The following is a 21,675-nucleotide window of genomic DNA, read 5'->3' as shown; positions in this document are numbered from 1 at the left end:
GAATCCGGTTGCCCAGCGGAAGTTCCTGTCGGGCCGGACGAGCGGCCGGTGGGCCCGCGCCGGGGGTTGGTTCGGCCGCGCTGGGGGTTGGTTTGGCCGTGCCGAGGCTCGGTTCGGCCGGATCGGGCTCTGGTCCGGCCGCGCCGGGGGCTCGTCCGGCCCGATCGGGGGCCGGTGGGACCGCATCAGCGGCCCGCGCGGGCAACGGGGGCGTCAAGGTTGCCATCACCGCCCTTGCGTGCCGCCGCGCTTTCTGGTATGCTGGGCACGGAAGGAGTCCACCGATGCGATCGCCGATGCTTCGTGCCTCCCGTGCGGCCGCCGCGCTCATCGCCCTCGCGGCGGGCACGTCCGCGGCGGCGCAGCACTGCAAGCCGACCTGGGACGGGCCCATCGGCCGGCCGGGGATCAGCGGCATCGTGCGGGTGCTGGCCGACTACGACGGCGATGGCGGCCGCGTGCTCGTGGCCGGGGGCTCTTTCACGCTGGCCGGCGGGCAACCGGCCGGCAACATCGCCCAGTGGGATGGCGAGTGCTGGAGTTCGCTCGAGCCGCGGCTGGAGCCTGGCCTGGACGGCGACGTCGAGGCGCTGGCCGTATACGACGACGGAACCGGCCCGGCTCTCTACGCGGGCGGGCTGTTCACGCGCGCCGGCATCGTCGACGCCGCGTCGATTGCGCGGTGGGACGGCCAGTCGTGGTCCGGCGTCGGCGGTGGCATCGAAGGACGGGTGCTGGCATTGCAGGTCGTCGACCTTGGCGACGGCCCGAGGCTGGTTGCCGGTGGCCTCTTCGATCGCGCGGGCGGCGTCGACGCCGCGTCCGTCGCAGCATGGGACGGCGCGACGTGGTCGGCGTTAGGCGGCGGTATCGGCGGGGGGACGCCCGGAGCCGTCGAAGCGCTGGCGGTCTTCGATGACGGCGATGGGCCGGCGCTGTACGCTGCGGGCGATTTCCTTCGTGCCGGGGGCGACCCGCTTCCGTATATCGCGCGATGGGACGGTCGGCGTTGGTCCGGCCTGGGCGAGGGATTGTCCGGCTTCCGGGCCGCCGTGTACGACCTGGCCGTCCATGACGACGGCAGCGGCCCGGCCCTGTTCGCTGGCGGTCGATTCACCATGGCTGGCGGCGTCTTCACCGGCTCGATCGCGCGATGGGATGGCGACCGCTGGGCGGCCGTCGGCGCCGGCATGAACGACGCCGTGCGCGCGCTGGCCAGCACCCCGAGCGGGCTCATCGCGGCGGGGCAGTTCTCTCGGATCGGTGGCGAGGCGTTCGTGAACATCGCTCGATGGGACGGGATCGCCTGGCGAACCCTCGGCGAGGGCGTGAACGGGACCGTGCTCGCGGTTCACCCAGGGGCTGGCCCGCCCGGCCGTGCCGAGGCATACGCCGGCGGCGACTTCACCCTCGCCGGCTCGACCAGTGCTCGGAGCGTGGCGCGATGGGGTTGCCCGCTGCCCGACTGCCGAGCCGACTGCGACGGCGATGGGCTGCTGCTGGTGTTCGATTTCCTGTGCTTCCAGAACCTCTTCGACGCCATGGACCCCCGGGCCGACTTCGACGCTGATGGCCAGTTCACGCTCTTCGACTTCCTGGCCTTCCAGAACGCCTTCGACGCCGGCTGCCCCTGACGCCCGGGCGTTCAGGAATCGTGAAGACTTGGCAAGCAATGCGCAGCGTGCGTGAGGGGAGCGCGCGTGCTCTCTATCTTCGGGCCACGCCGGCGCGGCAACGGATGCCGCGCGGCGCTCGCTGGCATCGATGAGGAGAGCCCGAATATGTTCAAGAGCGTGCTTGCCGTCTGCGGACTCGCCGTGGCGACCACCGCCGCACCCGCCATCGCCCAGACCGTGGAACTCGAGTTCCTCGGCCGCTACGAGACCGGGGCCTTCGACGAGGGCGCCGCCGAGATCGTGGCCTACGACGCCCAGAGCGGCCTGGCCTTCGTCACCAACGCCAACGCCAACACCGTCGACGCGCTGGACATCGCCGACCCCAGCAACCCCGTGCTCGCCTTCACCATCGACCTGGCGCCCTACGGCGCGGGCGTGAACTCCGTGGCGGTGAGCAACGGCCGGGTCGCGGTCGCCGTCGAGGCCGACGTCGCCCAGGACAACGGCACCGTCGCCTTCTTTGGAACCGATGGCGCCTTCGAGTCGGCCGTCGAGGTGGGCGCACTGCCCGACATGCTGACCTTCACGCCCGATGGCCGCTACCTCCTCGTCGCCAACGAGGGCGAGCCGAGCGCCGACTACGCCGTCGACCCCGAGGGCAGCGTCAGCGTCATCCGCATCCGCCCGGGCCGCACCGTTCGCCAGCGCGATGTGCGCACGGCGGACTTCGGCCGCATCCGCCCGGGCGACCTGAACGAGAGCGTCCGCATCTTCGGCCCGGGCGCGACCATCGCCCAGGACCTCGAACCCGAGTACATCGCCGTCGACGCCGATAGCCGCACGGCCTACGTCGTGTGCCAGGAGAACAACGCGATCGTCGAGGTGAACATCCGCGCCGCCCGCGTGAGCGACATCTGGGGCCTTGGCGTCAAGAACCACGGCCTGGCGGCCAACGCAATGGACGTGAGCAACCGCGACGGCGAGATCAACATCACGACGTGGCCGGTCTTCGGCTTCCCGCTGCCCGATTCGATCGCAACGTACGAGACCGGCGGCCGCACGTTCATCGTCACCGCCAACGAGGGCGACGCCCGTGACTACGACGGCTTCAGCGAGGAGGCCCGCGTGGGCGACCTGACCCTCGATCCGGACGCCTTCCCCGATGCGGCGACCTTGCAGCTCGACGAGAACCTCGGCCGCCTGAACATCACGACAACGGCCGGCGACACCGACGGCGACGGCGACTACGACCGCCTGTTCAGCTACGGCGCCCGCAGCTTCAGCATCTACTCGACCGATGGCAGCCTGGTCTTCGACTCGGGCAGCGACTTGGAAGAGATTACCGCCATGCTGCTGCCCGACGACTTCAACAGCACCAACGACGAGAACGACAGCTTCGACAACCGCAGCGACGACAAGGGCCCCGAGCCCGAGGCGCTGACGCTGGGCGCCATCGGTGGCAACACCTACGCCTTCATCGGCGCCGAGCGCGTCGGCGGCATCTTCGTCTACGACATCACCAACCCGAACGAGCCAGCCTTCGAGAGCTACATCAACACCCGCGACTTCTCGGGCGACCCGGCACTGGGCACCGCGGGCGATCTGGCTCCCGAGGGCCTGGTGTTTATCTCGGCCGATGACAGCCCCACGGGCGAGGCCCTGCTGCTGGCGGCCCACGAGGTCTCGGGCACCACGGCCATCTTCCGCGTCACGGGCGGCGGCTGCAGCGTCTTCGGCGACGTCACCGGCGACTGCGAGGTCAACATCCACGACCTGCTGGCCGTCCTGCACGCCCTGGGCCCCTGCGTCGGCTGCCCCGAGGACCTCAACGGCGACGGCCGCGTCGACATCATCGACGTGCTGCTGGTGGTCCGGGCGATCCGGGATCGGTAAGCGCGCGATCACCGTCGGAGGTTGAGCCAATCACCCGCATACATCAGACGCCCGCGCGCATGGGATAGACTCTCCGGCGCGCGGGCGTTCCGTTCTCATGCGGCATGTATGTGGCAGGGACACGCGAACCGGGATGAGGATACGAGCATGACCCATGCGAACGGCGTCGTCTCGAAGAGAGTCGTGGTTGTGCTCACGGTGGCAGCGATGGTGGTCGCCGGCGTCGTCTTCCTCGCCCAGCGGTTCTTGTACTTCGGCCCGGGCCTGCCCCAGCGCGATTACATCGCCGACTACACGCAACACGGCGTACGCGCCTCCGGAAAGTCCTTCGAAGCGGCCGAAGCCGCGACCGCCAAGCTCATCGAGATCGAGGAGATCCTGCGAGGCGAGATCTTGCCGCAACTGCACGACGCGGATGCGCACTTCGGCATGCTGAACAGCGAGGCCGAACACGAGGAAGACTGGCAAGACACCGAGCCGATCGTGCGCTCGTCGCTGCAAGCGGTCGAGCGGTTGGGCATCCGGAGGCTCACGGATGAGCTCATCGACATCGGCGTGTTCGTCGATCCCAACATCATCAAGGTCGAGGGCCGGGACCAGATGGGGCCGCCGCACATTGCCACTTTGAGGCGACTGGGCAAGATCGAGTCGGATTTTCTCGTGCTCGCGGCCCGGGCGGGCGACTCCCAGGGCGTGGTCGAGGCATACGAGCGCATCGCGCGGCTCGCCGACCTGGCGGCCTCAAGCGGCGGCGGCGTCCTGGTGCACCTCATCGCGATCGCGCTCCGATCGCACGGCATCGAGGCTCTGTTGGACGCGGTCTGCGAGCGTGAGCACGATCGGGCGTTTCTCGATGCCGTATGGGCCGTTTCTTCGATCGAGGATCAGTGGCCCGAGATCTCGGTAGTGCTTGAGGGCGAACTCATCGTCGCGAAGCACATGACTTCGCAGCTCGGCAACCCCCCGCTGAAGACCATGAACCCAGCATACCAGATCGGGGTGATGTCGGAGAACTACCAGACCGCCGTCGATCTGTGGAGCGGCCATCCGCAGGGTCCGGTCGCGGGCTTGCGTGCGCTCCGAGAGCGGACCGCAGACGACGGGCGATCCGGCCTGCTCGCAGACATCCTTCTGCCATCAACCGAACGGTACCTTGCCGCCGTCACGCAACTCGAGCTCCTGCGAATCGCAGAGCGCACGGTACTGGCCATCGAGTTGCACCGGGCGACCCAGGGCATGCTGCCGGCTTCGCTCGAGGTACTCGTGCCCGATGTTCTGCCAGCGGTGCCCGTGGATCCGTTCTCTGGGCAACCGCTCGTCTACGTGGTCGACCCGGACACGCCTGACGGCTATCGGCTGTACGCACTCGGGGCCGACGGCCGGGACGACGGGGGCAACTATGAGCAGGGCAAGCGGGCCCAAGCCACATCGCTGGATGCCCAGGGCGTCGACTACCCGATCGTGCCCAGGGCCGACTAGCGGCCCCGGCGGGCGGTCCATCGGTCCCTGCCGGGCCTTCCCGCCTACCATCTCGACCCGCCTGCGGGCCCGGCCCGTGCCGGACGAAGCCCCCGACCAGCAGGCAGGCTCAGAAAACCAGACCCAAAGGAGCATCCAGTGGTCCGGATCCGCATGCAGCGCCTCGGGCGCACCCACCGTCCCTTCTACCGCATCGCCGCCGCCGAGAAGCGGGTCAAGCGCGATGGCAAGGTCCTCGAGAACCTGGGGTGGTACAACCCCGTCGAAAAGGACCCCGAGAAGCAGCTCAAGCTCGAGGCCGAGCGCATCAAGTACTGGCTGAGCGTCGGCGCCCAGCCCAGCGATACCGTCATGGACATCCTGGGCAAGCAGGATTTGCTGACTCCCAAGCTCAAGGACAAGTGGGAGGCCAAGCGCGAGGCCGACCGCAACCGCGTGGGCTGCAAGGTGGGCCTGGCGACCGCCGAGAAGGCCCAGACCGAGATCGGCGAACTGGCCAGCAGCGATGATGCCGAGGGCGTTGATCTTGCCGGCTATGCGTCGACCATCAGCGAGGCCGTCAACGAGGCCAAGGCCGCGGTCTCCGCCGCCGACCCCACGGCCGCCGACGCCGCCAAGGCCAAGGCCGAGAGCGCCCTGAGCGACGCCAAGAAGTCCGTCCAGGACGCCCAGGTCGCCAAGAAGGCCGCCGAGGAAGCCGAAGCCAAGAAGAAGGCCGAAGAAGAGGCCGCCGCTGCTGCCGAGGCTCCCGCCGAGGAGTCCAGCGAGGGTGGCGAAGAGAAGAGCGAGTAACCAGGCTCGACCATCGCAATCACGCCGACCCACATCGCAAGGTGTGGGTTTTTCATAGGCTTGCGAGTCATCCGAGGCCCCGCCATGCGCATCGACGTCCTCACAACCTTCCCCGAGATGTTCGCTGCGGAGCCGCCCGCGGCGATGGCCGTCAGCATCCCGGGCCGGGCGCGGGCGGCGGGGCTGGTCAACTGGCACGCCACCGACATCCGCAACTACGCCGGCAACAAGCACAACAAGACCGACGACCGGCCCTTCGGCGGTGGTCCGGGCATGGTCATGACCTGCCAGCCGATCTATGACGCCGTCATGGCGGCCGAGGCGATGGACACCCGCCCGGCCCACCGCGTGCTGCTGACGCCCCAGGGCCGGCCGCTGACCCAGCCGACGGTCGAGCGGCTGGCGAACCTGCCCCGCCTGCTGCTGATCTGCGGCCACTACGAGGGGCTCGACGAACGCGTCATCGAGAAGCTCGAGCCCGAAGAGATCAGCCTGGGCGACTACGTCCTCAGCGGCGGCGAGCTGGGGGCGATGGTGCTCATGGACGCCGTCATCCGCCAGCTCCCCGGCGTGCTGGGGAGCGAAGAATCCGCCGGCCAGGACAGCTTCGGCCCCACGCCCGACAAGGACCCGAACGGCGATCCGCTCGATGCCAGGCTGGCCGCGAAGATGGGCATCCCGCCCGACGCCAGGCTGCTGGACTGCCCGCACTACACCCGGCCACGGGAGTGGATGGGCATGGCCGTGCCCGACGTGCTGCTGGGCGGCGACCATGCCGCAGTGGCCCGCTGGCGGCTGGAGCAACGCCTGGCCCGCACCCGCGAGCGTCGGCCCGACCTCCTCGAGCCCCCTGCGGATGCGCCGGACGCCCTTGCAGGCGAGGGTCCTGGGGCCTAACATCTCGACCCGCCCCGTTTCGGGCGGCTTGCCTATTGAACGCTGGAGTGCACTCGATGTCGCTTTCCAACCCCAAGAGCCAACAGGCCATCCTGGACTCGGTTGCCCAGGACCACATCAAGACCGAAGTCCCCCGCATGGACATCGGCGACACCATCCAGGTGCACGTCCGCATCGTCGAGGGCGAGCGCGAGCGGACCCAGATGTTCACCGGCGTACTCATCGGCCGCAAGGGCCGGGGCATCAACGAGAGCATCACCGTCCGCCGCGTGGTCGACGACATCGGCATCGAGCGCACCTGGCCCCTGAACAGCCCGCTGATCGCCAAGTTCGAGGTCGTCCGCCGGGCCGACGCCCGCCGGGCCAAGCTCTACTTCCTGCGCGACCGCGTGGGCAAGAAGCGCCGCCTCCGCGACCGCCGCCGCGGCATGAAGCACGTTGAGGGTCTGGCGACCGTGCAGAAGTAAGGCACGCACGAGCAAGATCGTTGAGCCGCCCGGTTGGGCGGCTTTTTCGTGGGCGCTACCCTGCCCCATGAACGCCCTCGTCTGCACCAAACAGTCCAAGACCGTCGCTCCCAACATCGAATACCAGACCGACTGGCCCGACCTGGAACCTACGCCGCCCGGCCACGCAAAGCTCAGAACACTCTGCAGCGCGCTCAACCACATGGACCTGTGGGTGGGCATGGGCATCCCAGGCGTCGACCTCACCTGGCCCCGCGTCAGCGGGTGCGACGCGTGCGCCGTCGTCGAGGAAGTGGGGGAGGGTGTCGACGCGTCTTGGGTCGGCCGGCGCGTGATCATCAACGCCGCCGTCGAGGTGCCGCCGAAGGAGCGACCGACCGACCCGCCCGGCAGCACGCTCGCGCCCGACTACGAGCTCATCGGCGAGCACCACAACGGCATGCACCGCCAGTTCTTCCACGCGCCAGCGACACACCTGGCGGATCTCGGCGATGACACGTCAAGTCAGATCGACCCGATCCAAGCCGCCGCGTTTGGCCTCACGGCGCTTACGGCGTGGAGCATGATGGTCACCAAGGGCGGGCTGCGCGCAGGCCAATCCGTGCTGGTCACCGGCATCGGCGGCGGCGTGGCGACGAGCGCGATGCAGATCGCCAAGCACTTCGGCTGCCCCGTGGTCGTCACCAGCCGTCACCAGTGGAAGATCGACAAGGCCATCGAGATGGGCGCCGACCACGGCGTCTTGGATACTGGCGAAGACTGGTCACGTGACGTGCGGAGCTGGACCGGCAAGCGCGGCGTCGACATGGCCGTCGACAGCATCGGCAAGGCCACGCACCTGCCCTGCATCAAGAGCCTCGCCCGCGGCGGCGCCTACGTCACCCCCGGCTGCACCACCGGCCCCGACGCCACCACCGACCTGGCCCGCATCTTCTGGAACCAGCTCCGCATCCTGGGCTCGACCATGGGTACGCCCGCCGAGTTCCGCGAGGTCGCCAGCCTCTTCAAGGCCGGCGCGCTCAAGCCCGTCGTCGATCAGGTCTTCAAGGCGAGCGACGGCCGCGCGGCATATGAGCGGCTGGAGGCGCAGGAGCAGTTGGGGAAGATTGTGATTGACTGGCGGTAGTCATTAAAGAGGCGGCCATTTGCCATCGCCTTCCACACCATGCCGTGCTTTGAGGACTTGCACGACGTCGGGGCCTTCGAGGCGGTTCATGAAGAGGTAGCCCATCGGTCGGTCGCTAAACAATAGCCACGGCGCAATCGGCTGCGGTGGTTTTGGTGGCAGTGGCTGTGGTTGCGGGCTCGGATTGCGCCGGCCGTAGTGCTCGCGCAGGATACGGTCGATACCGCCCTCTTCATACACCTCGCGTTTCACACTCCACCAGACCTTGCGGACTCGTCCATCGAGGTTTTCTCGAAGCTGAACCTTGATCCAATGTTCGTTATCCGGCTTCAGGTTGAACCCGCGTTCGCCCAACATGGCGAGGTCTTCCATTCCCTCGCGCAACCAATCAAGCCTTTCTCGCGAAGCCGCCTCACGCAGGCGTGGGAGTAATGGCCGCTGCTCGCAGGCGTAAATCATGTGGCTGGCCATGCTGCGTACGAAGCGGTGCCGATCATTGAGCCCTCGATCCACCAACTCTCTGATGAGCGCAGCGGGATGATCGCTCCGCAGTGATTCGAGTGCGGTCGCTCGGAGGATCCACTCGGGTCGGTCGAGCATCCACCGTAGTGTGTCCAATGCCAACGGATCGTGATGCACGAGTACGCCGAGCAGTGAGTGGCCAACCCAACGCGTGTCGCGTTCCTTGTCAGGCCTGCCGCAACACCAGATGATGGGAGCCATCATCGACGGTGTCGCGACAGAGTTGTCGACGACGATCGCCCGGCTGTTCGCGATCGCCGCGATGGCTGCCGGGCCGTATACCACCATCGCCTCACGCCACTCTGACTTGATCCGCTCGTCGGTCGCAACCGAAGGCAGATCGTCAAGAAGGGCTTCGAAGTCGGCGAAAGCGGCGGCCAACTCGTCCATCGCATCAGCCTCCGAATAAGTCGGCGATCAATCCAACCAATCCTCCGCCTCCAACCGCTCCGGCACGTACGTCTCGGTCACATAGCTGATATCGATGTTGATCAATGCTTCCACCTCCAGCTTGAAGCCGTTCTTCAAGAGCTTGCTGATCTCCTTCTGCCAGCCCTTGTGGTCCTGGAACCACGGGTAGGCGGCGATCTGCTTCGCTCTCGCGATGTCGCGGTCGTTGAGGCTGATCTGCACGCTATCGCTCAGGTTGCAGCGCTCGAAGTCGTTCGAGCGGATGCCCAGAAACTTCGCCTCGGGGATGGCCAGCCGCTCGCTCTCGAAGGCCAGCGAGATGCTGCCCTGTTTGATAACGCTGTAGATGTAATGCCCCCAGGGGTCGCAATCGAGCAGGCAGATGATGGGCAGGCCGAGTTCCTTGTTCAGCCGGTGCAGCAGGCGGCGCACGCCGCGCGGGGGCTGGCCGCTGCCCTCGGTCAGGATGCAGTTGTGCGTCTTCCAGAAGCGGTCCTCGTTGAAGCGCTGCCACACGGTGTCCTTCTCGACGTGCAGCACGAAGTCGGCCTCGCACTTGCCGAACTTCACGCGGTCGGGCTCGCAGATGCTCGGGATGGCGTAGCCTCCGCTGCCCATCTTGCGGCAGTCGATGGTGTCGCCGCTGTCCTCGATGGTGATGTTGCCCACCATCGCGCCGCGCTTCTTGGCGAAGATGTGCAGTTCTTCCCGGAGCGCGCCCAGCGTGACTTCGAGATCCTCGAGGATCGCGTCGCTCTCGGTCTGGTCGTCGAACGTCTTCTCGCCGGTCTTCTTGCCCTTGGCGTCGTGCACGTCGCCCAGCCCGGTATAGAACATGCCGCGGAGGCTCGTTGTCTTGTCCTGGTCGATGAGGCGGCTGATGCCGTGGGCATGCCGCAGGCTCTGCATGAACTTGCGCGCCTGGCCCAGGTTGAAGATCTGCCGCGTGCTGGTGGCGTCGCCCATCTGCAGGATGCCGCGCTTCTTGTTCCAGCTCGTGTTGCTGGACGAGCGAGTGGGAACGTCGAACGTGGGTTCGACACCCGAGAGCGCGCTCTTGGCCACGCTGCCGGCCAGAGCCTTCAACGACTCCTGTGTCTTCGCGTCGCGTTCCTTGGCCTCGGCCGAGCGCTTGCGAGGGGCGGAGCGGACTTTCTTGGTGGTTTTCTTGGCCATGGTGCTCGCTCACTGGGTGAGTGTTTCGATCTCGTTGGTCAGGTTCTCGCGGGCGGCGTCCTCGTACAACTCTTGGCCCCGCGCGGTGTGATAGATGCTCGACCGATCCAGGAACCCTCTCAGCAGGCTCGCACGCCCGGTGTTAAAGTCCGAATCGGGTACGTGCGACCATTCGATACGGATCGATCGGGCGTAGGAACGATACCGGTCGGTTGCAGCTCCCAGAATTGATAGATCCGCATCCGCGACGCTCGAGGCAACTTCGGATCGTGGCATTCCATCGTGCGTGGTCGCAAAGACGGCGTCGGCCGCCGAGTCGAGGATTGCCTTCTCGAAGCCCAGCCACGTGCCGTAAGTACGACAGAGCTCCGCTGAGGCGCGCTCGTTCCCATCACTCCCGGCAACGTACACCGCGTCATGGAACCACAGCGCCAACTGCGACTCGGTGCTGAGTGCCTCAAGCTCAACCAGTGCATCGAGGCACTGCGTCACGTGCTCGATGTTGTGATACGCCCGCCTGGGCGTCTCGTACAAGTGATCGAGGAGGGCGTACACCAATGCTGCGCGCTCGGGGTTCAGCCGATGCTCGGCGGCGAACTGACCCCAGCGGTCGGCGGACGTCACGGTCTTGGGGACGGGCGCGTCCATCGCTACTTCCGGCTCACGCGCTTCTTTTTTCCGACCTTCTTGCCACTCTTCTTCCGCCGCACCGGCACGCTTTCCTCATCATCCCCAAACAGCCCGCGGCCCGAATCCTCCGATTCCCCCTTCGCCACAGCCCCGTTCGACTTCGCCTCCACCTGCGACGGCCGCGCGTCGCTGTCGACAATGATCACACCGTCGTCGTCCGCCGGTGTCTTCTCCTTCTTCACGAAGTTGCCGTCCTCGTCGAGTTCGGCGTCGGCGATGGCCGTGCGGGCCTGGGCCTGCTCGAGCAGCGCGTCCAGCAACTTACCCTCGTCCTCGCCCGTCAGCGCCGCCGTCGAGCGCGCGATCTCGGCGATGTAGCGGCTGAAGATGTCGCGGCGTTGGCCCTCGCGCTTCATCTTCTGGCGGCGGCGCAGATACGTGCCCAGCTTACGGCCGCACTCCTGGAGCGCCAGCCGCATCTCCTTGCGGATCTCGTCGTAGTCGGCGATCGCCTCTTTCGACTCAGAGGTGAACGGCACCCACACGCTGGCCATGTGCACCATGATCACCAGCGGTCCAACGGGGAGCGAGCCGCGGGGTTGGCTGAGGCCGTAGTTCTTCCAGCCCGTCTCGACCACCGCCTTGAACGACGAGCACGCGCTCTGCTGATACAGCAAAGGCACGCGGTTGGCAAAGCGGATCACCCGCGCCGGCTCATCGCCCGAGAGTTCGCCGCCGAAGGCGATCGCCGCCTCGATCTGGAAGGGGTTGCCGCGATAGACCGCCGGGTCGCGCGTGCTCGCGGCGTAGAACTCGGCCTTCACGCCCTTGAGCAACCCGCTGAGCATCTGCCGCACGCCGATGGGCGCCAGGCAGTCCGTCGGCGGCGCCCGCAGCTTGCTGTCCTGCAGCGCCCGGTACAGGCGCTCGGCCGCGTCGTGATCGACGGTGCTGACGTACGTCTGCCCCGTCAGCGTCTTGCCACCCTTGACCGACGCCTTGGACGTGATGTCCTTGACGATCGCCGGCGGCACGCGGCTGAACTCGTTCTTGAAGAAACCAGTGAGCTGCTTCTCGTTCGTGCTCTTGAGCATCCGCAGGAAGTTGCCAAGCTCGACGCCGTAGGGGTGGGGCTTGATCTCCTCGGTCTCGGGGGGCAGTTCCTCGACGGCTCGCGGGAAGATGTACCGATCGGCCAGTTCGGTGGTGTGCGAGAGCTCGACCGACGTGTCCTCGGTCTCCAGCGCCGGCCCGCCCGCCGCCTTCTCGGGCGGGATGAACGTGATCTGCGCGTGCGGGTTGGCGATGGCGGTCTGCTCGAGGTACGCCTCTACGCTGGTCTTGCCCCGCTGGTAGCGGGCTTCCATCTCGATGCGCACGCGCGTGCCCGTGCCGTTGGAGGTGGGGGGGAAGTCGTCGGTCTCGACGTCGATGGTCACCTCGGGCTTGTTCTTCGTTGTGTCCATCGCCAGCTCGAGGTGGTGGGCCGGCTTGGTCTTGCTGGGCTTGGTGGTGATGACCATGGGCTTGCCGGTGGTCATCAAGCCGTACATGCCCGCGGCGGAAATGCCGATGCCCTGCTGGCCGCGGCTCATCTTCATGCGGTGGAACTTGCTGCCGTAGAGCAGTCGCCCGAAGATGTTCTCGACCTGCTTGCGGACGATGCCCGGCCCGTTGTCGGTAATGGTCACCGCATACCGCCCGGGCTTGCTGGGGCTGGGCGGGGCCACCAGTTCCTCGATCAGCACCTCGATGTCCGGCAGGATGCCCGCCTCTTCGCACGCGTCCAGGGCGTTGTCGACCGCCTCCTTGACCGTGGTCAACAGGGCCTTGCGGGGGTTGTCGAAGCCCAGCAGGTGGCGGTTCTTCGAGAAGAACTCGCTGACGGAGATGTCCCGCTGCTTGCCCGCCATGGTCTCGGCGGTCGCGCGGCTCTTGCTTGCGGGCTTTCTGGCGGCCAAGGTCACCCTCCGTGGTGCTGTGGGCCTCTGGAAACGGGCTGGCGGGGTCGTGCTTCCCAGCATAGGCCCGAACATGATCCCCATTTCACGGAGCGTTCAGCGGCCGATTAGGGCCCAGGGCCACACTCCCTCATTGGCAGCATGACGCAACCGACAGTGCGAACGAAAGGGGATCCACCATGACCATGACCATCAACGACCTCGACGAACAGACCCGCCAGTGCATCGAGCGGTGCCAGCGGTGTGCCGCCGAGTGCCAGGCATGCCTCTCGGCCATGATCGGCTCGGGCAGCGACAACGACTGCCCGCTGTGCTGTGCCGACTGTGCAGCCATCTGCATCGCCTGCTCCAACGCCATGGCCCGCCGCAGCCCCAAGCAAGCGGAGATCTGCCGCCTCTGCGCCGACCTGTGCGCCTGGTGTGCCGAGCAGTGCGGGGCCCACGACCACGACCATTGCCAGCAGTGTGCCGAGTCCTGCCGGGCCTGTGAGAAATCCTGCTTGGCGATGGCGAGTTGAGCCACCACGCTCCAGTTTGGTAAACGGGGCAACACAGGCGATTTGCTCAGAGATCACAACTCTTACGTCTCGATGCGTTCACTTGCCGGACTTCCCGCATAAGCATAAAACGCCCCAGAGGAAGACCACCGCAAGGGAGAGAGACGTGCATCGAACGGTAATCACGACGTGTTTCTGCGCCATCACCGGCCTGGCCGCGACGGCCCACGCCCAGACCTTGTGCGGCAGCGAGGACGCCAAGGTCTCGCCGTCAACCGGTCAAGCGGGGGACCTCTTCGGAGCCTCGCTCGACGCCGCGGCCGCCGGCTTCGGTATCGTCGGAGCCCCCGAGGCCGGCGACGAGGGCAGCGGGGCCGGCCGGGCGTACCTCTACACCCTCAACACCACCGTGCCACAGTTGCTCTTCGAGCTCGCGGCCGATGACGGCGCGGACGGCATCGACTTCGGCCGCTCCGTGGCCGCCGACAACGCCCTGGCACTCGTCGGGGCGCCTGCCGAGAGCTCCCTGGGGCCCGCCGCCGGCGCCGCCTACCTGTACCTGCGGTCGACGGGCATGCAGATCGACAAGCTCACCGCCAGCGACGGCCGGGGCCTGGACCTGTTTGGCGGTTCGGTCGACATCGACTTCGATCGCGCCGTGATCGGCGCTTCGGACAAAGCCAGCTCGACCGGGGCCGTGTACGTCTTCGAGATCGTGGGCCTGGATGCCGTGGAACGGTTCAAGCTCACGGCCTCGGACGCGTCGGCCGTCGACCGTTTCGGCCGGTCGGTTTCGATCGACGGCGGAGGCGGCGGCGCGGGCGAAACCGGCTACGCCCTCATCGGCGCGCCGGGCAACGACGACGCCGGCGCCAGTTCGGGTTCGGCGTACCTCTTCAACATCGAGACCGGCCAGGAAGTCGCCAAGCTCGTCGCCGCCGACGCTTCCGCGGGCGTGCAGTTCGGCTACCAGGTCGAACTGCTGATCGAAGGCGACGTGGCGCTCGCGGCCGTGAGCGCGAAGACCAACAACCCCGACGGCAGCGACGGCTCGGTCTACCTCTTCGACATCTCGGATCGCGCCAACCCCGTCCAATTGTCCAAGGTCACCGCGACGGACACGCTCAGCGCGAGCGACTTTGGTGTTTCTGTATCGCTCACGCCCGACGTCCTGCTTGTGGGCGCCCTCTCGGGCGAGACCACCCTGGCCGGCACCGCCTACAGCTTCGACATCTCCGACCCGGCCAATCCGGTCCAGACCTCCATCATCCGTCCGAGCAACCCGGTGACGTTTGCACAGTTCGGGGCAACCGTGGCCCTCTACGAGAGCCCCACGGGCCTCCGCCTGTTCGCCGGGGCTCCGGCCGACGATGCGGGCGACCCGATCGCTGGCAACCCGGACGTGGGGGCCCTCCATGCCTTGAGCATCGATGTGTGCCGCCCGGACATCGACGGCGACTGCCTGCTGACGATCTTCGACTTCCTGGGCTTCCAGAACCTCTTCGACGCGGGCGACCTGGCGGCCGACTTCGACGGCGATGGCTCGCTGACCATCTTCGATTTCCTGGCCTACCAGAACGCCTTCGACGCTGGCTGCGGCGGCTGACCTGCAACCTCCCTCGCCCCATTCTGGTAAACCATGAAAATGGGCTTGCATGGCAGGCCCGTTTCAGGTATTCTGATCCTCGACGGCGGGAGTCCGCCGCACCGGGTCTCAACGGGGAAGCGCCCACCCGGCGCTCGTGCAGGAGTGGGCGACATGTTTGGGGCATTGATCGGATCCGCCATTGGGGGAGCGGCTGGTGCGGCCATCTGGGCTGCGGTCGGCTTCTACACAGGCTACGAAGTGGGTTGGATCGCCTGGGCCGTGGGCGTACTCGCCGGCGCGGGGGCCATGGTCGGTGCGAATCTGCTCGGTGGCGGGCCGAGTACGGGCACGGGTGTCCTGGCAGCGGTCGTCGCGCTTGCCGCGGTCGGCGTGGGCAAACTCACCGTCGTCGAGTTGCTCTACCAGAACGACGCCGACCTGGCCCTGGCATCGGAATTCAACAACGAGATCCTCATGTGCTACGTGGCCGACGAGGTCGTGAAGTTTTGGGAGGAAGAGGGCTACGCCATCGACTGGCCCGAACTGCCCGACAACCAGTGGTTTCGCTGGCGAGAAGCCGACTATCCGCCGGACCTCTGGGCCGCCACCCTGGAGTACTGGGACGAGCAGACCCCCGAACACCAGGCCGCCGCGCGCAAGGCCTTCCGCGAGCAGCACGAGGCAAACGTCGCGCTGGTCGAGGCCGAATACGCCGGCCTGAGCGGCGAGAACTTCCTCAGCGGCTTCGACGCCATCTGGATCCTCCTGGCCGTCGGCTCGGCCTTCGGACTGGGCCAGGGCGGCAAGGACGAGTAGCGATCTAGTCGGCTCGCTCGTCGCAACGCTGCAACGCCCAACCTATCCTCGTTCGTGACCACGAATCCTGCAATGCGTCTGTTTCCAACGGCTCTGGAGCCCTCCTCGCGCCCCGACGCTTCCGCGCCGGCGTCGACCCCGCGCCGCCAGGCAATCCTGCTCACCGGCGCCGGCGGCGAGGTGGGGCACGGGCTCATCCATCGCTTGAGCGAACACGCCAGCACGCCCATCGTTGCCCTCGATCTGCGCCGCCTCGACGAGGACCTGGCCAGCCGCTGCCACGCCGTGTTTACCGGCGACGTCCGCGACCCCTTCGCGTTGGCTCCGATCCTGTCTCGCTACGAGATCACCGAGGTCTACCACCTCGCCGCGCTGCTGAGTTCCACCGGCGAGCGAAACCCATCGCTCGCCCACGAGGTCAACACCCAGGGCACGATGAACCTGCTGCGCCTGCTCACCGAGCAGGCGGGCGCCACCGGCCGGCCCGTAAAGTTCATCTACCCCAGTTCCATCGCCGTCTACGGCCTTCCCAGCGAGGCCGAGAAGCGCCGCGCGGGCGCCGTCTCCGAAGACGAATACCTCAATCCGATCACGATGTACGGCGTGAACAAGCTGTGCTGCGAGCACCTGGGTCGGTACTACGCCGAGCACTACCAGTTGCTCGATCGCGGCGACGCACCAGCCCCCATCGATTTCCGCTGCGTGCGGTACCCCGGCCTGATCAGCCCCCACACCGCGCCCAGCGGCGGCACCAGCGACTACGGCCCCCTGATGCTGCACGCTGCCGCCAAGGGCGAGGAAGCGGTGTGTTTCGTTGAGGAAGATGCGCGGCTGCCCTTCATGCTGATGGCCGACGCCATCGACGCCACCCTGGCACTGGCCAAGGCAGAGAACCTGACCCGCCGCGTGTACAACGTGGCCAGCTTCGCGCCCACGGCCGGCGAGATCGCCAAGGCCATTGCAATCCACTTCCCGCGGTTCAAGCCTCGCTACGAGATCCATCCCGGTCGGGCGGCAATCGTTTCCAGTTGGCCCGGCGACGTCGATCGGGCCGCCGCCGCCGCGGATCTTGGACTCCAGACGCATCGCGAGTTCGGATCCGTGCTCGCCGAGCAGCTGATTCCTGCCGTACAGGAAATGTACGGTACGTGATAATGGTTATGCGGACGGTTTGTGGTGATCCCGCGCGGAATATGCCGACCTAGGCGGCGAGCTAGTATTGAGACTAGCTCGAAGTCCGGGTCCGATCGCCCTTCATGGCGCAGTCGGGCCCAAAAGGATCCCCGCTGATGGGCGAAACCCACCCTCGTGTGCGCTTTGGTGACTACACCATCACACGCGAACTCCCCGAATCACCGATCGCGCGCAGGCTGCTGGCGATGGAGCCCGGCGGCCGCGATGCCAAGGTCTTGCACCTGTTTCCGATCCGGCCTGACGACGCTCAGGTCGCGGTGCTGCGTCGCGCGGTCGACAACATCCGAATGATCGACAACCGGCACGTGCTGCCGGTCGAAAAGCTGCTGTTGGGTATTGTCCACCAGCCCTGCGCCGTCACGCCCTACACCGGACACCAGGACGGCCTGATCGATCTTGAGTCCCTGCTCGCCGAAAAGGGCGGCCACATGGAACCCGGCGAGACCGATCGCCTGCTGCGTCAGATCCTCGACGGGCTCGAAGCCGCCCACGAGAAGCTCTTGCACCATGGCACCGTGCGGACCCGTGACGTCCTGGTCGATCGTCGAGGCAGCGCCACGATCGAGATGCTGGGCGTGGCCCGCACGCTCGAGGGCCTCCGGGGGTTCTCCACCGAAGTGCAGCGCGACGAGATCCGCAGCGTCGTCGAACTCGGGTTTACCTGCCTGACGGGCCACGATGCCAGCACGGTCGGCCTGCCGGCGAGCAAGCTCGTGCGCCGTCTCGATCCGGCTTGGGATGCTTTCTTTGTCCAGGGGTTGGATCCCATCAAGGGCTTCGATACGGCCGCGCAGGCGATCGAGGCCCTGCCCAGCGCAAGCTTCGACCGTGAGCCCGAGGCTCAGCGTCCGGCTCGTCCCGGATTGCTCACGGGGTTCCGCCGCACCGGGGTTGATCGCTCCTGAGATCTGCTGAAGCACGCGCGGTGGCCCCGGGGGTCGTTGGTGCGAACACTTGACCGTGCCCGACGCAACCCACTCGACGCCACCGTCGCAGCCTGACGCTCCGGGCCCGCCGCCCAAGGGCCCCATGGCGGTCGATCTTGCCGGGCTTGAACTGCAGAGCCCCATCATCCTCGCCGCAGGCACGGCCGGGTATGCCGACGAGATCCTCGACGTGCTGCCGCCGCGCGTGCTGGGCGCCGTCACCAGCAAGTCCATCACGGCGCAACCGCGGGAGGGCCATCCCACGTGGCGCATGGTGCCCTTGCGTGGAGCCATGCTCAACGCGATCGGCCTGGCCAACACCGGCATCGACCGCTTTGCCGAGCACGTGGCGCCCACCCACAGGCTGCACGCCCACGACGTACGGCTGATTGGCTCGGTCGCCGGAGACACCATCGAGGGCTACGTCCGCGTGGTGTCCGAGATGGACGGCCTCGAGGGCGTCGATGCGGTCGAGCTCAACGTCTCGTGCCCGAACGTGCACGGCGGCGCCGACTTCGGCGTCGATCCCGCGGCTCTTTCGCAACTCGTCGCCGAGTGTCGAGCGGCGCTGCCAAGCAAGCCGCTCATCGTGAAGCTCCCGCCCATCGCCACGGGCATGCCCGGCATCGTCGAAGTCGCCCGCTCGGCCATCGAAGGGCAAGGTCGATCCGCCGGGCCGAACCAGCGGCCGGGGGCCGATATCCTCTGCCTGGCGAATACCACGCCGGCCATGGCCATCGACGTGCATACGCGCAAACCGAGGATTACGAACATCACCGGCGGTTTGTCCGGGCCAGCCGTACATGCGATCGTCGTGAAGCTCATCCATGACACGTACCGCGCGGTGGGCCGCGATCAGGGCGTGCCGATCATCGGGCTGGGCGGGGTCACCACATGGCGGGATGCAGCCGAGTTCATCCTGGCCGGCGCGTCAGCCGTGGGTATCGGGACGGGGGCGTTGGCCGATCCGAGTTGCCCGGCACGCATCCACAAGGGCCTGAAGCGCTGGACCGAGAGCATGGGCGCGATCAAGCTGACCGAACTGGTCGGCAGCGTGGCACTGGACTGAATTCAGGAGCCGCCCACGACGGCCGGACGCGAGCGAAGCAGCCTACGACGAGGCGGGATCCGCTTTGTTCGATCGGCGCGGGGCGGGGCTCTGCTCGCGCGGCGCGTTGCGAGAGGGCGTGGCCTCGGGCTCGCCCATCGGAATCCGTCCGTTCAGGTGAGCGCGGAAGCGTGCGACGTCGGAGCGAAGCGCGGCGGCCTCGTCCTGGCCGGGCACAATCGGACGCTGCTCGGGCCCGGCATCGACGATGGCCGAACCGTTGAACCGGGCGTTGCCCTGATCGACGTCGTAGAAGCGATTCGCCAGACCATCGGCCCAGGGCTGCCACGCTTCAACGCCGCCCATGAAGTGCACCGCGGCGGACACGATCATCGCGATGATCGCCGCGGCGACCAGCGGCGGCCTCAGCGAGAACTCGAGCCGGCGGTTCGACCAGCGGCTGTCGCGATACATCGTGATCCGCTCGCCGTGCGCCGCGGCCTGGCGCTGTGCGGCCAGGTTCGACATCACGCCGGCACGCACCCGCAGCGGGGCATTCTCGTTCGGCCAGCCCTTCGGATCGCGCAGCAGCGTCTCTAGCCGGCGGCGCATGGCCCTGTGCCGGCGTTGGTTCTGGCGAGCGGGTTGGCGGTTCGAGCGGTTCACGTTCTTGATCCTACGTCCGTCCTGCTATGTATTCGCTCCGCCGGAACCGAGCGTAACGCAGGGTCCCACCGTTTTGTGCGCCGCCCTTGACAACGCCCTTCAGTCTTGCGTGCTTGAGGGAATGTCCTGATTCGGCGAGGCGATGTCGCCGGCCCGCTCCCGCAGGGCTTCGCCCAGGACGTTTCGCGACCGCAGCAGCATGACTCGCACGGCCACGCCGGACTTGTCCATCACGCGGGCGATCTGAGCAGGGCTCAGGCCTTCAACGTAACGCAGCCAAACGGCGGTCAGCTGGTCGCGATTCAGCACCGATTCGGCGATCTGCCAGATGCGGCGGCGGTCATGGCTCGCGTCGGGGTTGGCCGGCTCCAAGCTGGGTGCGGCCGCATCGACGTACCCGATGGCCGACTCCGGGGCGACGCGGACGCGGGCACGTCGACGGGCAGCCGACGCCGCCAGGCGGGCGGCAATGGTCAGCAACCACGGTGCAAGCGGACGCTCGGGCTCGTACGTGTGGAGCTTCTGCCAAGCCCGCAGGAACGTGTCCTGGGCGACGTCTTCGGCCTCGGCCGACGAGCCCGTCCGCCGGAGCAGGAAGCGATACACGCGATCCTGGTAGCGGGTGACGAGGACGTTGTACGCCGCGACCGACCCTTCCTTGGCCAATTCGGACAGTTCCTGATCGCTCAGGGTGTCGACCGGCTGGCCGGGGCGCCCCTGGATGGGGACTTCAAACGGAATGGGGCCAGCAACGGACGCAGACATTGCCATTAGGTTAACGCATCCGTAGCAAAATCCGATGCGGTTGCACGCTTGGGGTTATCCATAAATTTGGATTCACACTGTCGGATAACACGCAGAAGCAACTGTTATCGGTCACTCCCTTTCGCCAGGCCGAGTCTCGTCGGGTTGTGTGGCTGTCCGGCCGCCGGAACCTACGGACTCGTCCGGGACAGCCTTCGCAATCGAGTCCTCCATCGTCAACTCGACGACCTGGCCTTCTCGAGATACCGAGCCGGAGGCAATCAGATCAACCAACGGTTGGAGGGCGGGCGTGGCCTGCGCCATTTCTTGAGCGGCGTGGTTCCAGTAGGTGACCATGCTGTCGAGTGAAGAGACCATCCGATCGCCGTTGGACTCGTCCCCGCCATCGACGCGAAGACGTGCAAAGACCACGGTGCGATCGACCTCCTCCCGAAAGCCGAGGTATCCCTCCATGTCGCTGGCCGATGCGAGCAACGCCGACCGCAATGGCGGATGTGCGCGGTTCAGGTCCTTTGCTCGCACGACGATGACGCAACCCGGCGGGCATGCTTCCTCGCGATCGGAGGGCGATTTGGAACCGTTGGAGAGCCTCTGGTCGCTGTTCTCGGGCTCAAACTCGGTCTGGCTTTCGACCAGCAGGCCGATGCACGCCTGGAGCTGATCGGAATGATCCGACAGCACGGCGACGAGTTCGTTCGCCTCGCCTTCACCCCTCGCGCCCACAGGGACCAAGGCCACGTGCACGGAGAGTTGCTCGATGGTCCACGCAGTAATGCCGCGGCCGTCCGTCCGACGTGCGGGCCGGAGAAGTAGGGGATAGCCCTTATGCATCGCGACGTGGCGCTGGATGGCGTCACGTAAAGCCGACCCGCCTCGCAGCATCGTGGTGGTCTGACCCTTGGCCTCCGGACCGCGGGTGATGGTGCCGAACATGGTGATGTCGGTCAAGTCCATGCGGGCGTCGATGCCCATGTCGCTGAGGCTCGAACCCCACGCCGAGGCCACCAAGGCGTCGAAGACCGGCCGAAGGGCGTCGGCGGCCCTCAGACGCTCCGCATCGACGTGCACCACCCAATCACTGCCCTCGGCGACCCACTCTTCGGGAATGGGGCCGGTCTCGGCGGCCGTGTGTGACGCCGGGAGCATCCAAATGATCAACGGCAATGTCAGCCACGCGGTCCACGGTGACCTCGGAATTCTCAAGC

At 67.0% G+C, this 21,675-nt stretch carries 19 protein-coding genes and 1 pseudogene; 13 read left to right on the top strand and 7 right to left on the bottom strand.

Annotated features, from left to right (window positions below; genetic code table 11):
* Window positions 1-284 precede the first annotated feature (284 nt).
* From RIE32_03760 to RIE32_03730, 7 genes and pseudogenes are all read left to right on the top strand, one after another.
* Window positions 285-1,634 (top strand): GC-type dockerin domain-anchored protein, encoded by a 1,350-nt coding sequence (locus RIE32_03760; protein MEQ9095359.1) that lies wholly within the window; start codon window positions 285-287, stop codon window positions 1,632-1,634.
* 147 nt (window positions 1,635-1,781) lie between these two features.
* Window positions 1,782-3,509, top strand: a complete 1,728-nt coding sequence (locus tag RIE32_03755; GenBank protein ID MEQ9095358.1) for a choice-of-anchor I family protein — start codon at window positions 1,782-1,784, stop codon at window positions 3,507-3,509.
* A 147-nt stretch (window positions 3,510-3,656) separates the two neighbouring features.
* Window positions 3,657-4,988 carry a hypothetical protein gene (locus RIE32_03750; protein MEQ9095357.1) on the top strand — a complete coding sequence of 444 codons (1,332 nt, stop codon included), beginning with the start codon at window positions 3,657-3,659 and terminating at the stop codon, window positions 4,986-4,988.
* Window positions 4,989-5,126: 138 nt separating this feature from the next.
* Window positions 5,127-5,369, top strand: a pseudogene (rpsP, locus tag RIE32_03745) (30S ribosomal protein S16).
* Between the two features lie 495 nt (window positions 5,370-5,864).
* On the top strand, window positions 5,865-6,677 hold the full coding sequence (locus RIE32_03740) for a tRNA (guanine(37)-N(1))-methyltransferase (GenBank protein MEQ9095356.1): 813 nt from the start codon (window positions 5,865-5,867) through the stop codon (window positions 6,675-6,677).
* A gap of 56 nt (window positions 6,678-6,733) precedes the next feature.
* Window positions 6,734-7,144 (top strand): 50S ribosomal protein L19, encoded by a 411-nt coding sequence (gene rplS / locus RIE32_03735; protein MEQ9095355.1) that lies wholly within the window; start codon window positions 6,734-6,736, stop codon window positions 7,142-7,144.
* Window positions 7,145-7,211: 67 nt separating this feature from the next.
* Window positions 7,212-8,270: a zinc-binding dehydrogenase gene (locus RIE32_03730; GenBank protein ID MEQ9095354.1), complete on the top strand. Its 1,059-nt coding sequence runs from the start codon at window positions 7,212-7,214 to the stop codon at window positions 8,268-8,270.
* Window positions 8,271-8,273: 3 nt separating this feature from the next.
* Here RIE32_03730 and RIE32_03725 read toward each other — a convergent pair whose 3' ends face one another.
* From RIE32_03725 to RIE32_03710, 4 genes are read right to left on the bottom strand one after another with little or no spacing between them, the layout of a single operon-like run.
* Complete coding sequence (locus RIE32_03725) at window positions 8,274-9,182, bottom strand: hypothetical protein (protein ID MEQ9095353.1); 909 nt, start codon at window positions 9,180-9,182, stop codon at window positions 8,274-8,276.
* A gap of 27 nt (window positions 9,183-9,209) precedes the next feature.
* Window positions 9,210-10,379, bottom strand: a complete 1,170-nt coding sequence (locus tag RIE32_03720; GenBank protein MEQ9095352.1) for a DNA topoisomerase IV subunit A — start codon at window positions 10,377-10,379, stop codon at window positions 9,210-9,212.
* Between the two features lie 9 nt (window positions 10,380-10,388).
* The gene (locus tag RIE32_03715; GenBank protein MEQ9095351.1) at window positions 10,389-11,027 is read right to left on the bottom strand and encodes a hypothetical protein; all 639 of its coding nucleotides are present in this window, start codon (window positions 11,025-11,027) and stop codon (window positions 10,389-10,391) included.
* Between the two features lie 2 nt (window positions 11,028-11,029).
* Window positions 11,030-12,970, bottom strand: a complete 1,941-nt coding sequence (locus RIE32_03710) for a DNA topoisomerase VI subunit B (GenBank protein MEQ9095350.1) — start codon at window positions 12,968-12,970, stop codon at window positions 11,030-11,032.
* A gap of 179 nt (window positions 12,971-13,149) precedes the next feature.
* On the opposite strand from RIE32_03710, the gene RIE32_03705 reads away from it, so the two are divergent.
* From RIE32_03705 to RIE32_03680, 6 genes are all read left to right on the top strand, one after another.
* Entirely contained in the window at window positions 13,150-13,488 is a 339-nt protein-coding gene (locus tag RIE32_03705) for a four-helix bundle copper-binding protein (protein MEQ9095349.1), read from the top strand.
* A gap of 145 nt (window positions 13,489-13,633) precedes the next feature.
* Window positions 13,634-15,073 (top strand): GC-type dockerin domain-anchored protein, encoded by a 1,440-nt coding sequence (locus RIE32_03700; GenBank protein ID MEQ9095348.1) that lies wholly within the window; start codon window positions 13,634-13,636, stop codon window positions 15,071-15,073.
* 153 nt (window positions 15,074-15,226) lie between these two features.
* Window positions 15,227-15,871, top strand: coding sequence for a hypothetical protein (locus RIE32_03695; GenBank protein MEQ9095347.1), 645 nt, complete (start codon window positions 15,227-15,229; stop codon window positions 15,869-15,871).
* A gap of 54 nt (window positions 15,872-15,925) precedes the next feature.
* Entirely contained in the window at window positions 15,926-17,023 is a 1,098-nt protein-coding gene (locus RIE32_03690) for an NAD-dependent epimerase/dehydratase family protein (GenBank protein ID MEQ9095346.1), read from the top strand.
* Between the two features lie 137 nt (window positions 17,024-17,160).
* On the top strand, window positions 17,161-17,970 hold the full coding sequence (locus tag RIE32_03685) for a hypothetical protein (GenBank protein MEQ9095345.1): 810 nt from the start codon (window positions 17,161-17,163) through the stop codon (window positions 17,968-17,970).
* 55 nt (window positions 17,971-18,025) lie between these two features.
* Window positions 18,026-19,060 (top strand): dihydroorotate dehydrogenase, encoded by a 1,035-nt coding sequence (locus RIE32_03680; protein MEQ9095344.1) that lies wholly within the window; start codon window positions 18,026-18,028, stop codon window positions 19,058-19,060.
* Window positions 19,061-19,102: 42 nt separating this feature from the next.
* Here RIE32_03680 and RIE32_03675 read toward each other — a convergent pair whose 3' ends face one another.
* The 3 genes from RIE32_03675 to RIE32_03665 form a co-directional block, all read right to left on the bottom strand.
* The gene (locus RIE32_03675; protein MEQ9095343.1) at window positions 19,103-19,705 is read right to left on the bottom strand and encodes a hypothetical protein; all 603 of its coding nucleotides are present in this window, start codon (window positions 19,703-19,705) and stop codon (window positions 19,103-19,105) included.
* Between the two features lie 99 nt (window positions 19,706-19,804).
* Window positions 19,805-20,470, bottom strand: coding sequence for an RNA polymerase sigma factor (locus tag RIE32_03670; GenBank protein ID MEQ9095342.1), 666 nt, complete (start codon window positions 20,468-20,470; stop codon window positions 19,805-19,807).
* Between the two features lie 111 nt (window positions 20,471-20,581).
* Window positions 20,582-21,616 (bottom strand): hypothetical protein, encoded by a 1,035-nt coding sequence (locus tag RIE32_03665; GenBank protein ID MEQ9095341.1) that lies wholly within the window; start codon window positions 21,614-21,616, stop codon window positions 20,582-20,584.
* Between the last annotated feature and the right edge of the window lie 59 nt (window positions 21,617-21,675).

The sequence above is a fragment of the Phycisphaerales bacterium genome (genome assembly GCA_040221175.1).
Taxonomy (GTDB): Bacteria; Planctomycetota; Phycisphaerae; order Phycisphaerales; family UBA1924; genus JAHCJI01.
Note: the sequence above shows the minus strand (reverse complement) of the source record. Positions and strands in the feature narration are given on the sequence as shown.